Genomic DNA, 14,407 nt, shown 5'->3' with positions numbered 1-14,407 from the left:
GCGGCGGCGGACTGCCCGTGGCTCGCGGGCGAGCGGCCCGAATGAACTAAGTGGGCAACGACGGAACGGAGAGACATGACATCGACCGGTTCGCAGTCGGACATGGGTCTGGGCCTCGGACTGTTGTTCGGCCTCGTCGCCGTCGGCGCGGCGCTGGCGTCGACGGTCACGGCCTACGACTACGCGATAAAACACGCCCTCGGCGTCGGCACGGGGACCCTCCAACTGACCAGCGGCATCGCCTTCGGCGTGGCGATGCTGGCGGCCGCGCTTTCGCTCGTCGCCATCCACGCCTACGACGCCTGACGCCGGCCTCAGTGCCGTACAGACGCCCGTCAAAACGCGGCTCGACGGGCGACGAAAGGAACCGTTAAACGTTCTCGTCCCCTTGTTTTCGTATGGTCGATTTCAGCGAGGAGGACCGGCGCATCCTCGAACACCTCCGGGACAGCGTCGCGCGCGGCGAGAGCTACTTCCGCGCAAAGAACATCGCTGAACAGCTCGGCCTCTCGTCGAAGCAGGTCGGCGCGCGGCTCCCGCGCCTCGCCGAGGAGGCCGAGGAAGTCGACATCGAGAAGTGGGGGCGTGCCCGCTCGACGACGTGGCGGGTAACGACGAGTTAGTCGGTGGATTCATCGGGGAGTAGTCCACAGTCTGAGACATGACCGTCCGGGTCGAGCGAACGATGACCGTGTCGGCACCGCCGGAGCGCGTCTGGGAGTTCATCACCGACCCGGACAAGCGCGCCCGTCCGATAAGCGTCGTCGTCGACTGGGACGTGACCGACGAGCGACACGCGACGTGGTCGCTCAAGCTCCCCATCCCCGTCATCGACCGACGACTCGCCGTCGAGACCGAAGACGTCGAGCGCCGCCGCCCGGAGTACGTCCGCTTCGTCGGCCGCTCGAAGGTGATGCGGGTACAGGGTGAACACGAGCTATCGCCGACCGACGACGGCGGGACGGAGCTGACGAACCGGTTCGTCGTCGACGGCCGGCTCCCGGGCGTCGAGCGCTTCTTCAAGCGGAACCTCGACGCAGAGCTTCAGAACCTCGAACAGGCCCTCCGGGACGAACTCGAAGTAGAAGCCTGAAGCTTGGCGGCCCCGAAGTGGTCGTATGAAGCTCGCACTCGCGCAGCTCGAAATCGAACCCGGCGACGTGTCGCGTAACGTCGACCGTGCGACCGACGCCGTCGAGCGGGCGGCGGCCGACGGCGCCGACCTCGTCGTCCTCCCGGAGCTGTTCACCGTCGGCTACTTCGCGTTCGATAGCTACGCCCGCCGTGCCGAGGGGTTGGACGGCGAGACGCTCACGACCCTCCGAGCGACGGCCGAGGACCACGGTGTCGGCTTGCTGGCCGGCTCCGTCGTCGAGGACCTCGACGCGAGCGCGGCGGCCGGCCACGACGTGCCGGCGGAGTCGGGACTGGCGAACACGGCGGTCTTTTTCGGCCGCGACGGCGACCGGCTGGCGGTGTACCGCAAGCAGCACCTGTTCGGGTACGACTCCACGGAGGCGCGGCTCCTCGAACCGGGCCGGCGGCTCCCCACCGTCGAGTTCGAGGGCCACACCGTCGGCGTGACGACCTGCTACGACCTCCGCTTTCCCGAGTTGTACCGGCGGCTCGTCGACGCCGGCGCGACGCTGACGCTCGTCCCGAGCGCGTGGCCCTACCCCCGCGTCGAACACTGGAGGCTGTTCCCGAGAGCGCGGGCGGCCGAGAACCTCATGTACGTGGGCGCGGCCAACGGCGTCGGCTCGTTCGCGGACGATGAACTGCTCGGCCGCTCGACGGTGTACGACCCGTGGGGGACGGCCGTGGCGAGTTCGGCCGACGAGCCGGCGCTGGTCACCGCGACGGTCGACCCCGAGCGCGTCGCGCGGGTCCGCGAGGAGTTCCCGGCGCTCGACGACCGACGCGGCGACGCCCGGTAGCTCCAGTCGCTCTTTCACAAAAAGCGCGCTTTGAGCGTCCAGCGCGACTATACCGTCGGGCGAGAGACAGTCGGGTGTCATGTCGAGAACACTCCGGGTCGTCGCGGCCGCGGTGCTGCTCGTCCTTGCCGGCTGTGCCGGTGCCGGGACCGACGCCAGCGGCGGCGGCGACGGCGCGCAACTGGCCGCCGAGAGCGGTCAGCAGGCGGCACAGACAGGCGGCGACGGCGGGGGCGGCGACGCCGCGAGCGACGGGAGCGTCCAGCCGAGCGCCGCGGCCCAACAGCGAGCCATCGTCCGCAGCGGGCGGATGGTCGTCGAGGTATCGAACTTCTCGCGGAGCCGCGCCGCGCTCGCGGCGCAGGCCCGGGCCTACGGCGGCTACGTCAGCGACTCCAGTCAGGAGCGCCACCGCGACGGAACCGAGAGCTGGTACACCGGCTCCGTCGTCCTCCGGATTCCGAGCGAGGAGTACGAGGCCATGCAGGACGACGCCGCGGCCCGGGGGACCGTCCGGTTCGAGGAGACACAGACCGAGGACGTGACTGACCAACTGGTCGACCTCGAAGCGCGGCTGGCGAACCTCCGCCAGCGCCGGGACCGGCTCCGGGGCTTCTACGAGCGGGCCAACGACACCGAGGAACTGCTCCGCATCGAGGAGGAGCTATCGAGCGTGCAAGGCGAGATAGAGCGCCTGCAGGCCCAACAGCGCTCGCTCGAACAGCGCGTCGAGTACTCGACGCTCCGCGTGGAACTGCGGGAGCCAGCTCCTGACTTCGCCGCGACCCACACCCAGTACCACGAGCAGTCCCTGAGCGCCGTCTTCCTGCGCTCGGTGACCGACGTGTACGTCTTCGGCCGCGCGGCGCTGGTGACGACCGCCGGGGTCCTGCCGTGGCTCGGCGTGCTGGCCGTGCCCGCGGTGGGGGTCCGTTACTGGGTCCGCCGCCGCGGGCTGCCGTTCGTCGGTAGCGATGCCAAACCGACCACGGAGCCACCGACCGACGCGACGGCGGCCGAGAACGAACCTGACGAGACGGGCGGCTCGACCGCCGAAAGCGGCGGCGACGTATCGGACGACGACGCCGACGGGGCGGCCGACGACCGGACGGAATAGCCACGCGCGTCGGCCGCCCCGTCGCAGCGGTCCCACGGTCGACAGGCCGCGGTCCGACGGCCGAGTCGCCCCGGCGGCTCGACACCGGGCCTTTTTTGCGTGTGGACTCGCTACGAGTCGGTGCCGGCAAGGCGCTTTTCACGTCGATGCCGGTATCACAGCCCGTCTCGCTGCTCGGCCACGGCGTCGCTCGCCCGAAGGCTGTCCGGACAGCCTTCTTCACTCGATCTCGTTTCCCGAGCGACTGCGCTAGTCAGTCCCCGTCGGTGTGAATCTCCGCCGACAGCCCCTGTGCCATCTCGATGTCGCGGCTGTTGTTGACGGTCCACGCGGTCCGTTCGGTGACCGCGTCGACGACCTCGCGGGCGTGTGGCGGTCCGCTGCCGGACTGCTTGACGCCGCCGAAGGGGAGTTGGACCTCCGCGCCGATACAGGGGAGGTTCGCGTACGCGAGGCCGACCTCGGCGCGGTCGCGGTAGCGGTTTATCTGCCGGTAGTCGTCGGCCACGATAGCGCCGGCGAGGCCGTAGTCGGTGTCGTTGTGTATCTCGATGGCGCGGTCGACGCGCCCCTCGTACTCGACGAGCGCGACGTGGGGGCCGAACACCTCCTCGCGGAACGCGCGGAGGTCGGTGTCGGCGTCGACCTCGTAGACGAACGGGCCGACCCAGTGCCCGTTTTCGAAGCTCCCGCCCCGGTCGTCCGCCGCGGTCACGGCCGCGGTGTCGTCGGGAATCTCGCCGCTGGCGAGGTCCTCGCGGTCGACCAGCACCGTCGCGTCCGAGTCGCGGACGAGGGCGTTGTACCGCCGGAACTTGGCGACTTGGTCCCGGTCGGCCAGCGGCCCCATGAACGTCGACTCCGAGAGCGGGTCGCCGACGGTCACGGCCGCGGCGAGGTCGACGAACCGGGACTTGAACTCGTCGTAGACGCTCTCGTGGACGACCAGTCGCTCGGCGGAGACACAGCGCTGGCCGGTCGTCTTGAACGCCGACATGACCGCCGCGTGCAGGGCAATGTCGAGGTCGGCTGTCTCCGTAACGACGACGGCGTTTTTCCCGCCCATCTCACAGCAGGCGTTGCGTCCCGGCCGGCCGCCGAGTTTCTCGTCGACGCGGTGGCCGACCTCGGCGCTACCGGTGAAGAGGACGGTGTCGACGCGGTCGTCCTCGACGACGGCGTTGCCGGCCTCGCCGAAGCCCTGAACCATATTGAACACGCCGTCGGGGACGCCGGCGTCGGCGAACATCTCGGCGACGATGCGGCCACACCACGGCGTCTGTTCGGCGGGCTTCCAGACGACGGTGTTGCCCTCGACCAGCGCGACGGCCATGTGCCAGAAGGGAATGGCGACCGGGAAGTTCCACGGCGTGATACAGCCCACGACCCCGTTGGGTTTCCGGCGCATGTAGGCGTCCTTGCTGGCTATCTCGCTGGGGACCACGTCGCCGTGGGGACGGCGGGCGTTGCCCGCGGCCAGTTCAACCATGTGGGCGGCCTCGACCACGTCGGCCCGCCCCTCGCTTATCTCCTTGCCGCACTCGCGGGTGACTACTTCGCCGAGTTCGTCCGTCCGGTCCCGGAGTTCGCGAAACACCTCCCAGAGGTACTCCGCGCGGTCGACGTACGACAGGGCCCGCCACTCCTCGAAAGCGTCGCAGGCGGCGGTGACCGCGCGCTCTACGTCCGTGGGGACGCCCGTCCGGACGGTCACGAGCGTCTCGCCCGTCGCCGGGTCCAGCGACTCGAAGGTGTCCGTCCCGTCGCCGTCGTCCCACGCCCCGTCGATGTAGTGGCCGAGTACGTTATTGGTGTGGTGTGACATACCACGATATACTCCGCCGACGCTGATAAGTCGTGTGCCACATGGCAACACACTTTACGAGCGTCCCGATGTGTCCCTGCCCGGCGGAACCACACGTTTTTTGGCTAGCCTAAATATCGCAAGCTATATGGATTATTTAGGCTGCCCTAAACAACATGGTACGCGATTCCGATACCGCGGCCGAACCGAACCGGGGTGAGTACCCGCTCCGAGAGCGCGGGAAAGCACCTGTACCGACCGACAGCGAGACGACACGGGCTGTCGCGGGGACGAACGACAAGCTCCGGAGCCTGTTTCTCACGGTGTTGCTGGTGTTCTCGGTGTTCGCCGGTACCGTCGCCTTCTCGGGCGGCGCGGCGGCCGCCGCGAACGTCAGCGTCGAGCAGGCGGTCCAGTACTCCGCCGCCAGCGACGGCAGTACGATAGAACTGGCGCTGAACGACTCCGTGGCGAACGGGCTGGACGGGACCGACGAACTCGACGTGTACGTCGATGGCGACGAGGTGTCCGACACGCTAGTTGGGGGCATCGACCGAGACGGCACCACCGGCCGGGTCGAAATCGACCTCACAAGCGACGTAACGCCGACCCGGAACCTGACGGTCGCGCTCACGGACTTCGGTAGCGGCTCCGTCACCGCGACGGACATCGACGTGACTTCGCGCACGGTGACCGCCGACGCCGGCGAGCGGTCGTACCCGAACGTCTTCCGGGGCGAGGTCGTCGCCGTCGAGGACACCGACCCCGGCCCCGACACGGCGTTCCATCTGGAGGCGGAAAACGGGACTCTCCTGCTGCTGGAGCGCTACACCGAGCACAGTCAGGTCTACGTCTACGACACGTCGAACCTCGACACCGAGCGGAAGTACGACATCACCACCGACAGCGACACGGCCGGGTTCCGGACCGGCAACCTCAGCCTCGCCGTCGAGGCCGACGGCAACCTCACCACCGCGGACGACATCGTCGCCGAGGTGACGACCATCCGCGGCGGCGCGAAGGCGGAGGTGACGCTGCTCGACGGCGACGACGACGAGGTCGACAGCGTCGTCACGGAACTCGACGGCGACGACCCCGTCGAGGTCGACTTCGGGAACCGAACCGCCGAGGACGCCCCCTACACCGTCGAGGTGACGGACCTCCGGACCGGCATCACGGCCTCCTCGGACCAGATAACCGTCACCGACCCCTCGGAGGGCGACGTACGCTTCGCCGACAACGTCGTCGTCGACGAGCGCGGCGACGTGGTCAACGTCACGTACCGGCTCGACGGCACCGACGACGGCTTCGTCGTCATCGGCAACGCGACGGAGGACCACTACGCGGTCGAGGGCCACATCACCGACGACGACGGCGACGGCGAGGTCACCGTCCAGTTCAACAGCTACCTCGCGGGCGTTCCCAACAGCGGGAACGACAGCGTCGCCGCGAGCGACGTGCTCAGCGCGGCGGGCGACGACGAGATAACCGACGTACGCGAGCGCGGGTCGTTCGAGCGAATCAACGTCTCGAAGGAGGCGCTGGACGCGACCGACTACGACATGAACGCGACCGCCGGCACGGCCAAGCACGACGCCGCCGACGACGCCGGCGTCCTCCGCCTCCAAGAGCGCTCGGTGGCGAACGTCAGTAGCTGGGTCGCGCCGCGGGACGCCGAACTCGCGGCCGACGACGTGGGCGTGTACGACCGCGTCGGGACGACCCTCACACGGAGCGACGAGGTCGCTGCCGGCGACATCGTCGTCCACCGAATCAACGCCTCCGGCATCGAGGGCGTGTTGGAGTACTGGACCGGCGTCGCGGGCGCGAGCGACGCCACGACCGCGTTCCTCGAAGCCGCAGACGGTGGCGCGCTCTCCCTCTCCGTCGAGCGAACGAGCGTCGGCGCGAACGCCGAGAACGACGCGCTGGCGCTGGACGGCGACAACGTGGTCGTCGTCCCGGATTCCGACAACGACACGTACTTCGTCGCCGTCGAACTCGCGGAGTCGACCTACGAGAGCGGGGCGACGATACGCGACGACGACGAGGACGACGAACTCACGGCGACCTTCGAACTCACGGACGCCGCGTCGCTGACCGACGGCGACGCGGAGGTCGGCTACACCGTCACGGAGCGGGACGCGGCCATCGACGCGACCGACGGGTCGGTGACCGTCCGGCCCGCCACCAACCAGTCCGTCACCGGGACGACGACGGTCGCACCCGGGACCGAACTGGCACTCTACCTCCGGTCCGAGAGCCGGTCCGACCCGTTCGTCCGCCGTCCCGACGCGGCCGTCGCCCCCGACGGGACGGTCACCGCCACGGCCGACATGAGCGACGCGTCGGCGGGCACGAACTTCAACGCGGCCGTCCTCGACACTGACGGTGACAGCCTCGGTTCCGGCGCGGACGGGCGCGTCGTCGCGGCGACCGACGACGACACGGAGACCGACACCGAAGCCGCGGACGACGCCGACGCGAACGCCGTCACCGAGACCGCGACCGCGGAGCCGACCGACGAACCGACCGCGACGGAGACGGCGCGAGTGACCGCGGAGCAGACCGCGGCCGACGCCGACGAGGCAGTCGGCGAACCGCTCGCCACGACCACCGGCGACGAGGCGGAGAACGGCCTCACGATGGCGGCCGGGCCGGGCTTCACCGCCGTCGCCGCCGTCGCCGCCCTCCTCGCCGCCGCGTTGCTGGCCGCTCGCCGCGACAGCTAACTGACGCAGGTCCCCGACGAAGCGCCCTCCTCACTGCGCGCCACGCTCGGCGAGATACTTCTCCGGACAGTCACGGAAAATGCGGGCGAACGGCCGGAAGCGGCCTGAAAATGGCGAACTGCCGTGACCTGTCGCGGGCGAACTGCCGTGGCCACCCGCGGCGCTGGCTCAGCGGTCGCGCTCGCGGTCCAGCGCCGTCTCGAACTGCGCGGCGGTGAGGACCACCTCGTCGGTGCGGTCGCTGGCCTCCGCGGGGCCGAGTTCGTCGGCCACCTCGCGGATGGCGAGCATCGACGCCTCGCGGACGACAGCCGCCAGTTCAGCGCCCGAGAGGCCCTCGGTGGCCGCGGCGAGGTCCGACAGCGACACGTCCTCGGCCAGCGGCTTCCCCGCGGTGTGGACCGCCAGAATCTCCTCGCGGGCCGTGGCGTCGGGGTCGGGCACCTCGACGTGCTGTTCGAGTCGGCCCGGGCGCAGGAGCGCGTCGTCTATCATGTCCCGGCGGTTCGTCGCCGCCAGCACGACGACGTTGGGGTTCTCGGTGACGCCGTCGAGTTCGGCGAGCAGTTGGGAGACGACCCGCTCGGTCACCTCGTTGCCCTGCCCGCGGTGGCCGGCGATGGCGTCTATCTCGTCGAGGAAGACGATGCTCGGCGCGGTCTGGCGGGCGCGCTCGAACAGTTCGCGGACTGCCTCCTCGCTCTCGCCGACGTAGCGGTCCATTATCTCCGGGCCGGCGACGTGGATGAAGTTCACGCCGCTCTCGCCGGCGATGGCCCGCGCGAGCAGCGTCTTGCCGGTGCCGGGCGGACCGTACAGCAGGACGCCGCTCGGCGGGTCGGTGTTCGTCGCGGTGAAGAGGTCACCGTAGGACAGCGGCCACTCGACCGTCTCGGTCAGCGTCGCCTTCACCTCGTCCAAGCCGCCCACGTCGTCGAAGGAGACGGTCGGCGACTCGGCGACGTACTCCCGCATCGCGGAGGGCTCGACGGTGGCGAGGGCCTCCTCGAAGTCGGCGCGGGTCACGTCCGGCCCGTCCTCGTCCCGCCGGAGCGCGCCCATCGCGGCCTCCGTCGTCAGCGCGTCGAGGTCCGCGCCGACGAAGCCGTGGGTCTGCGTGGCGATGCGGTCGAGTTCCACGTCGTCGGCCAGCGGCATCTCGCGGGTGTGAACGTCCAGAATCTCCCGGCGGCCGCTCTCGTCGGGGACCCCGACCTCTATCTCGCGGTCGAAGCGTCCGCCCCGGCGCAGAGCGGGGTCGACGGCGTCGACGCGGTTGGTCGCGCCGATGACCACCACGCGGCCGCGGTCCTCCAGCCCGTCCATCAGCGTGAGCAGTTGGGCGACCACGCGGTTCTCCATGTCGGCGTCCTCGTCGCGGGAGCCGGCGATGGAGTCTATCTCGTCGACGAACAGGATGGCCGGGGCGTTCGCGGCCGCCTCGTCGAAGGCCTCCCGCAGGCGCTCCTCGCTCTCGCCCTTGTACTTCGAGACGATTTCCGGACCGGAGATGGTGTCGAAGTAGGCGTCGACCTCGTTGGCGACGGCGCGGGCGATGAGCGTCTTGCCGGTGCCCGGCGGGCCGTACAGCAGGACGCCGCTGGGCGGGTCGACGCCGAGGCGGCGGAACTCCTCAGGCCGCGAGAGCGGGACCTCTATCATCTCGCGGACGCGGTCGAGTTCCTCGTCGAGGCCGCCGATGTCCTCGTAGCTGGTCCGCTCGGGCGTCGCCGGCGCGTCGGTGCCGTCGTCGGCGGCCCCGGCCGACGCCGCGGTCGGCGTCGACTGTCGGCCCGTGTCCTCGCTGGCCGCCCGCGACCGGACCGTCACGTCGGTCGTTCCGGTAACCCGCACCGGGCCGTCCGGGGTCGTCTCGCGGACCAGCAGCGTCCCAAGCCCCTCGACGTGGACCCGCTCGTCGGCCTGCACCATCCGGTCGACGAGCCGTTCCCGGACGGTGAACTCGTACTCGTCGGTGCCCGGCAGGGGCGTCGCCGGCTGGACGGTTATCGCGGTCGCGGGCGTGACCGACCCGGCGCTGACTCGCACCTCGTCGCCGATGTTGACGCCGGCGTTGGCCCGCGTGTCCGCGTCGACGCGGACGAACGCGCCGTCCTCGTCGGCCGGCCACACCTTGACGACGGTGACGTCTTCGCCCTCGACGAGAACCGGGTCGCCGCTCAACACCCCGAGTTCGCTCCGGACTGCCTCGGGGAGCCGCGCGATACCGCGGCCGGCGTCGCGCTTGTTGGCTCCCTCGACTGTCACGACGACGCCGTCCTCGCTCGGCCCGCTCATACCACTCGCTTGCCGTCCGGTCCCCTTGAGGGTTCCCGTTGTGTCGCGCGAAAAGGATATACAGCAGGCGGTCGGAGCCACTCACATGGTAGTCACTACCGAACGTGACGACGTGACGTGGTACAAGTGCGAGACGTGCGGACTGATGTTCGACGACCGCGACGACGCGCGCCAGCACGAGACCAACTGCGACGAGGAAGACCCCTCGTACATCCAGTGAGCGAGCCGCTTTTCCGCCGTCACTCGCTGTCGGATTCGGGCACTATCTCGTAGCTCCGCTCGCCGAGTTCGTCCTCCTCGAAGACGAACACGCGGCCGTCGGTCACGTCGAAGTCGACCTCGACCTCGGTGCGCAACTGGTCGGCGCGGACCGTGACGCCGGGGAACAGCTCGTCCTCTGCGCCGTCGTCGAGCATGACCCGGCCGACGCCGGAGCCTTCGAGGATGTCGTCGTGGGTCCGGAGGTCGTTGACGTAGACGAGGATGCCCGAGGTCTCCGTCCCGTCGGTTATCAGCACGTGGGCGTCTTTCCCCGGTGCCGTCCGGACGCTGCCCTCGGCCCGGTGCGGGACGCCGCGGTAGAAGGCCGTCCGTCCGTCGAGGTACTCGACACCGACCCCGTCTTCGGTCAGTTCGACCGACAGCGTGTCCGGGGGCACGTCCGAGCGATTGCTCATACGTCCCCATTCGCCCGCCCCCTGAAAAGCGACGCGCTGTCGGGGCCGTGCCGGCAGTCCGGCCCGCCGGTTCCGCAGATAGTAAATACCACGGCGCGGGAGAATCCACTGATGGAAGGCACGGCTGCTGCGCCGGCGGCGGGAACGGTGCTGAACGCGCTCGCAAACGGGCGCGGTTCGGCGTTCGCCATCGACGAGTACACCACGGCGACCGTGGAGCTGTGGACCGACGAGGAGCGGTTCACCGGCGAGGTGGCCGGCGCGCCCGACGCCGACACCGGGCTGGTCGAGCGCTGCGTCGAGTACGTCGTCGACGCCCACGGCGGCCCGCAGGTCGTCTCGACGCCGGTCGTCGGCGGACACGTCCGCACAGAGAGCGAGGTGCCGATGGCGTCGGGCCTGAAAAGCTCCAGCGCCGCGGCCAACGCCACGGTCATGGCGACGCTGGACGCGCTCGACGCCACCGACCGGATGACCCGCGAGGACATGGCCCGACTGGGCGTGATGGCGGCCCGCGACGCCGGCGTCACGGCCACGGGCGCGTTCGACGACGCCTCGGCGTCGATGCTGGGGGGCGTCACCGTCACCGACAACGGCGACGACGACCTGCTAGCCCGCGACGAGGTCGACTGGGACGTGCTGGTCTGGACGCCGCCCGAGCGCTCCTTCTCGGCCGACGCCGACATCGAGCGGTGCCAACAGGTCGCGCCGATGGCCGACCTCGTCGCCGACCTCGCCTTGGACGGGCGCTACGCCGAGGCGATGACCGTCAACGGGCTGGCCTTCTGCGCCGCGCTCGGCTTCGAGACGGAGCCGCTGCTGGAAGCGATGCCCCGCGTCGCCGGCGTCTCGCTGTCCGGAACCGGCCCCTCCTTTACCGCCGTCGGCGACCGCGACGCCTTGGAGGCCGTCCGCGAGCGCTGGGACGACCGGCCCGGCACGACGCTGCTGACCACGACACAGACAGAGGGAACCCACACAGTATGAGCCAGAACCCGGACCCCGAGGACATGAGTCTCGACGAACTGCGCGAGGAGATACGCACCATCGACCGCGAAATCGTCGAGAAGATAGCCCAGCGGACGTACGTTGCCGACACCATCGCCCATGTCAAAGCCGAGCAGGGCCTGCCCACGACCGACGAGACACAGGAACAGGCCGTGATGGACCGCGCCGGCGAGAACGCCGAGCGGTTCGACGTGGACTCGAACCTCGTGAAGGCCGTCTTCCGACTGCTCATCGAACTGAACAAGGTCGAGCAGCGGGAGAACAGGTAGCTCACACTGGAACCGTGTACTGACCAGTTCTATCGGACGGTATCGCGGACTCGTGCGTCGAGTCCCCACGCGAGTCCGGCGCTCCCGACGATAGCAAGCAGTCCGATCTCACGGACGACCGGGGTCGCTGTCAGCGACAACGGAACTCCAACGCCGAACAGGCCCCACTGGAGTGCCTCCCGCCGTTCGCCATCGCGGTACTGCTCGGTAACCGACGGGAGCAAAAGCGATCCCGCGACGACGCCAGTGACGAGACCGACCGGTACTGAGACCCCTACGACGGTTACAGTCGGGTAACGGGCGAACGCGAGAATTGCGATTCCGATGCCGACTGTTGCTACCACCCACCGCACTCGCTCGCCCCGAACTGTCACAGTAGTGCCAGTAGATAGACACCATTCGTAGATAAGCGTTCTCACGAGGGGCTGTGAAGTAGACGGTAAACACGCCTGAATTTTGTAAAAGGTGGAGAGATACGGTGTCTGTAACAGCAGCCGCGACGACGACCGTACGGGAGTCCGTGTCTGAGCGCCGTTCCGGGACGCGAGTGTCCCGGCGAGCGCCGACTACCTGAACTTAGATTCATATGGGAAGAGCTATATGAACGCTGTTTCAATCGAGTGTCGATGGGAGAGTCAACGACGCGGATTCGACGGCTCCTCGCCGACGAACTCGGGGAGTGCTGTGACGCCGACGTGGAGCAACGGGTGGACGAACTCGAAGCGCTCGCGGACTCGGCGTTCGGCGACGACGCGGCCCGGCCCGCCTTCGCCGCGCTCGGGAGCGAGACGCGCTACCGCCTCGCCCGCGCGCTCGCCGTCGCCGGCGAGGCGCTCTGCGTCTGCGAACTCGAACCCCTCGTGGACGTGAGCGAGAGCGCGGTCAGCCACGCCCTCGCCGACCTCGTGGACGCCGGTCTCGTCACTCGCCGGAAGGACGGTAACTGGCGGTACTACACTTCGACCGCGCTCGCCGACGCGCTCTTTGCGACCGCCGACCGCGGGGCGGGTGCGGCGTGAGCGGCGACCTCGGCGTTCTCGACCGCTACCTCACGGTCTGGATAGGGGTCGCGATGGCGGGCGGCGTCGCGCTCGGCCGCCTCGTTCCGGGTATCGGGGAGCTGCTCGACGCGGTGACGTGGCACGGCACGAGCCTCCCCATCGCTCTCGGGCTGTTCGTGATGATATTCCCCATCATGGCGGAAATCGACTACGGCCGTGTGCCCGATGTCACCCGGACGGCGCGGCGGGAGATCGGGCTGACGCTCGCGTTCAACTGGCTCGTCGCCCCCGTCGCGATGTACGGCCTCGCCGTGTTCTTCCTCGACGGCCACCCGGAGTTCGTGACCGGCCTCATCATCGTCGGCATCGCTCCCTGCATCGCGATGGTGCTCGTCTGGAACGAACTCGCCGCGGGCAATCAGGAGCTGTGTGCCGTCTGCGTCGGTGTGAACAGCTTCCTCCAGATTCTCCTGTTCGTGCCGTACGCGTTCCTGTTTCTGACGGTCCTGCGCGGGACGACGGTGGCCGTCTCGATGGGACTCATCGCGCAGATGGTGCTCGTTTTCCTCGGGCTCCCCCTCGCGCTTGGCTATCTCACGCAGGCGGTGGCGTTCCGGACGGTCGGTCGCGAGGCCTACTACCGGCGGTTCGTACCGCGTATCGGCCCACTGGGTTCGTTGGGCCTGCTGTTTACCGTCGTCGTGATGTTCGCGCTCAAGGGCGACTACATCGTCTCGAACCCCGGCGAAATCGTACTCATCGCGGTCCCGCTGTTCGTCTTCTTCGTCGGTCTGTGGGCCGTCGCCTACGGCGTCGGCGCGCTCGCCGGCTTCGACTACACCGAGAGCGTCAGCGTCGCGTTCACCGCCGCGTCGAACAACTTCGAACTGGCTATCGCCGTCGCCGTCGCCGTCTTCGGTATCGGCAGCAACGTCGCGCTGGCGACGGTCGTCGGCCCGCTCATCGAGGTCCCGGTGATGCTGGCGCTCGTTCGCGTCGCGCTGGCGACGCGGGACCGCCTGTTCGCCGACGCCGACCGCGCGGAGGCCGGCGGCCCGACCTACACCGACTGACCAGCCACAGAGAGACTTCAACGAAACCATGACCGACTCTACCGCCGACCCCGACTCCGAGAACAGCCCCGTCCGAATCGCTTTCGTCTGCGTCCAGAACGCCGGCCGGAGCCAGATGGCGTTCGCGTTCGCCCAGCGAGAGGTCGAACGCCGCGGCCTCGGCGACGCGGTCGCCCTCCGAACCGGCGGGACCCGCCCCGCGGACCGCGTCCACGAGGTGGTCGTCGACGCGATGGCCGAGGTGGGGGTCGACATCGCCGACCGCACCCCGCGCGAGATACCCGTCGCGGAACTCCGCGAGTGTGACTACGTGGCGACGATGGGCTGTTCGACGCTCGATATCGGGGGCGTCGAGGGCGACGTGACGGTCCGCGAGTGGGCGCTCGACGACCCCGACGGACGCGACATCAAGCGCGTCCGCGACATACGCGACGCCGTCGCGGCCCGCGTGAGCGCGCTGTTCGACGAGGTCGCGGCCGACGCGTAGCGGC

At 69.3% G+C, this 14,407-nt stretch carries 16 protein-coding genes; 12 read left to right on the top strand and 4 right to left on the bottom strand.

All coding sequences use genetic code 11. The annotated features are described in order from the left end of the window. The first annotated feature begins 75 nt into the window (after nucleotides 1-75). The 5 genes from ACV7JO_RS05835 to ACV7JO_RS05815 all read left to right on the top strand — a co-directional run bounded on the left by ACV7JO_RS05835 (nucleotide 76) and on the right by ACV7JO_RS05815 (nucleotide 3,054). The gene (locus tag ACV7JO_RS05835; RefSeq protein ID WP_470355401.1) at nucleotides 76-306 is read left to right on the top strand and encodes a DUF7525 family protein; all 231 of its coding nucleotides are present in this window, start codon (nucleotides 76-78) and stop codon (nucleotides 304-306) included. A gap of 92 nt (nucleotides 307-398) precedes the next feature. After that, nucleotides 399-623 (top strand): DUF7123 family protein, encoded by a 225-nt coding sequence (locus ACV7JO_RS05830; protein WP_470355400.1) that lies wholly within the window; start codon nucleotides 399-401, stop codon nucleotides 621-623. Nucleotides 624-661: 38 nt separating this feature from the next. Next, entirely contained in the window at nucleotides 662-1,093 is a 432-nt protein-coding gene (locus tag ACV7JO_RS05825; RefSeq protein ID WP_470355399.1) for an SRPBCC family protein, read from the top strand. Between the two features lie 25 nt (nucleotides 1,094-1,118). After that, complete coding sequence (locus ACV7JO_RS05820; RefSeq protein WP_470355398.1) at nucleotides 1,119-1,937, top strand: carbon-nitrogen family hydrolase; 819 nt, start codon at nucleotides 1,119-1,121, stop codon at nucleotides 1,935-1,937. Nucleotides 1,938-2,016: 79 nt separating this feature from the next. Then, the gene (locus ACV7JO_RS05815) at nucleotides 2,017-3,054 is read left to right on the top strand and encodes a DUF4349 domain-containing protein (RefSeq protein ID WP_470355397.1); all 1,038 of its coding nucleotides are present in this window, start codon (nucleotides 2,017-2,019) and stop codon (nucleotides 3,052-3,054) included. A 253-nt stretch (nucleotides 3,055-3,307) separates the two neighbouring features. Here ACV7JO_RS05815 and ACV7JO_RS05810 read toward each other — a convergent pair whose 3' ends face one another. Then, complete coding sequence (locus ACV7JO_RS05810) at nucleotides 3,308-4,879, bottom strand: aldehyde dehydrogenase family protein (RefSeq protein WP_470355396.1); 1,572 nt, start codon at nucleotides 4,877-4,879, stop codon at nucleotides 3,308-3,310. A 155-nt stretch (nucleotides 4,880-5,034) separates the two neighbouring features. On the opposite strand from ACV7JO_RS05810, the gene ACV7JO_RS05805 reads away from it, so the two are divergent. Continuing rightward, the gene (locus ACV7JO_RS05805) at nucleotides 5,035-7,590 is read left to right on the top strand and encodes a DUF7827 domain-containing protein (protein WP_470355395.1); all 2,556 of its coding nucleotides are present in this window, start codon (nucleotides 5,035-5,037) and stop codon (nucleotides 7,588-7,590) included. Nucleotides 7,591-7,758: 168 nt separating this feature from the next. Here ACV7JO_RS05805 and ACV7JO_RS05800 read toward each other — a convergent pair whose 3' ends face one another. Beyond that, entirely contained in the window at nucleotides 7,759-9,888 is a 2,130-nt protein-coding gene (locus ACV7JO_RS05800) for an AAA family ATPase (protein ID WP_470355394.1), read from the bottom strand. An 85-nt stretch (nucleotides 9,889-9,973) separates the two neighbouring features. Here ACV7JO_RS05800 and ACV7JO_RS05795 point away from each other — a divergent pair, with 85 nt between their 5' ends. Continuing rightward, complete coding sequence (locus tag ACV7JO_RS05795; protein ID WP_470355393.1) at nucleotides 9,974-10,108, top strand: DUF7128 family protein; 135 nt, start codon at nucleotides 9,974-9,976, stop codon at nucleotides 10,106-10,108. A 19-nt stretch (nucleotides 10,109-10,127) separates the two neighbouring features. Here the strand turns inward: ACV7JO_RS05795 and ACV7JO_RS05790 are convergent, their stop codons facing one another. After that, nucleotides 10,128-10,565, bottom strand: a complete 438-nt coding sequence (locus ACV7JO_RS05790; protein ID WP_470355392.1) for a DUF5796 family protein — start codon at nucleotides 10,563-10,565, stop codon at nucleotides 10,128-10,130. Nucleotides 10,566-10,676: 111 nt separating this feature from the next. Between ACV7JO_RS05790 and ACV7JO_RS05785 the strand changes: the two genes are divergently transcribed. After that, nucleotides 10,677-11,552 carry a shikimate kinase gene (locus ACV7JO_RS05785; RefSeq protein ID WP_470355391.1) on the top strand — a complete coding sequence of 292 codons (876 nt, stop codon included), beginning with the start codon at nucleotides 10,677-10,679 and terminating at the stop codon, nucleotides 11,550-11,552. Next, complete coding sequence (locus ACV7JO_RS05780) at nucleotides 11,549-11,842, top strand: chorismate mutase (RefSeq protein WP_470355390.1); 294 nt, start codon at nucleotides 11,549-11,551, stop codon at nucleotides 11,840-11,842. Before ACV7JO_RS05785 ends, ACV7JO_RS05780 begins: the two co-directional genes overlap by 4 nt. Nucleotides 11,843-11,871: 29 nt before the next feature. Here the strand turns inward: ACV7JO_RS05780 and ACV7JO_RS05775 are convergent, their stop codons facing one another. After that, nucleotides 11,872-12,186 (bottom strand): hypothetical protein, encoded by a 315-nt coding sequence (locus ACV7JO_RS05775; RefSeq protein WP_470355389.1) that lies wholly within the window; start codon nucleotides 12,184-12,186, stop codon nucleotides 11,872-11,874. A 282-nt stretch (nucleotides 12,187-12,468) separates the two neighbouring features. Between ACV7JO_RS05775 and ACV7JO_RS05770 the strand changes: the two genes are divergently transcribed. From ACV7JO_RS05770 to ACV7JO_RS05760, 3 genes are read left to right on the top strand one after another with little or no spacing between them, the layout of a single operon-like run. Next, nucleotides 12,469-12,861 carry an ArsR/SmtB family transcription factor gene (locus ACV7JO_RS05770; RefSeq protein WP_470355388.1) on the top strand — a complete coding sequence of 131 codons (393 nt, stop codon included), beginning with the start codon at nucleotides 12,469-12,471 and terminating at the stop codon, nucleotides 12,859-12,861. Next, complete coding sequence (gene arsB / locus ACV7JO_RS05765) at nucleotides 12,858-13,916, top strand: ACR3 family arsenite efflux transporter (protein WP_470355387.1); 1,059 nt, start codon at nucleotides 12,858-12,860, stop codon at nucleotides 13,914-13,916. The genes ACV7JO_RS05770 and arsB overlap by 4 nt, the downstream gene beginning before the upstream one ends. A gap of 28 nt (nucleotides 13,917-13,944) precedes the next feature. Continuing rightward, nucleotides 13,945-14,403 carry an arsenate-mycothiol transferase ArsC gene (locus ACV7JO_RS05760; protein WP_470355386.1) on the top strand — a complete coding sequence of 153 codons (459 nt, stop codon included), beginning with the start codon at nucleotides 13,945-13,947 and terminating at the stop codon, nucleotides 14,401-14,403. Nucleotides 14,404-14,407: the final 4 nt, after the last annotated feature.

This window comes from Haloarcula sp. MBLA0138, assembly GCF_055632455.1.
This window is presented reverse-complemented; position numbering and strand designations above follow the sequence as displayed.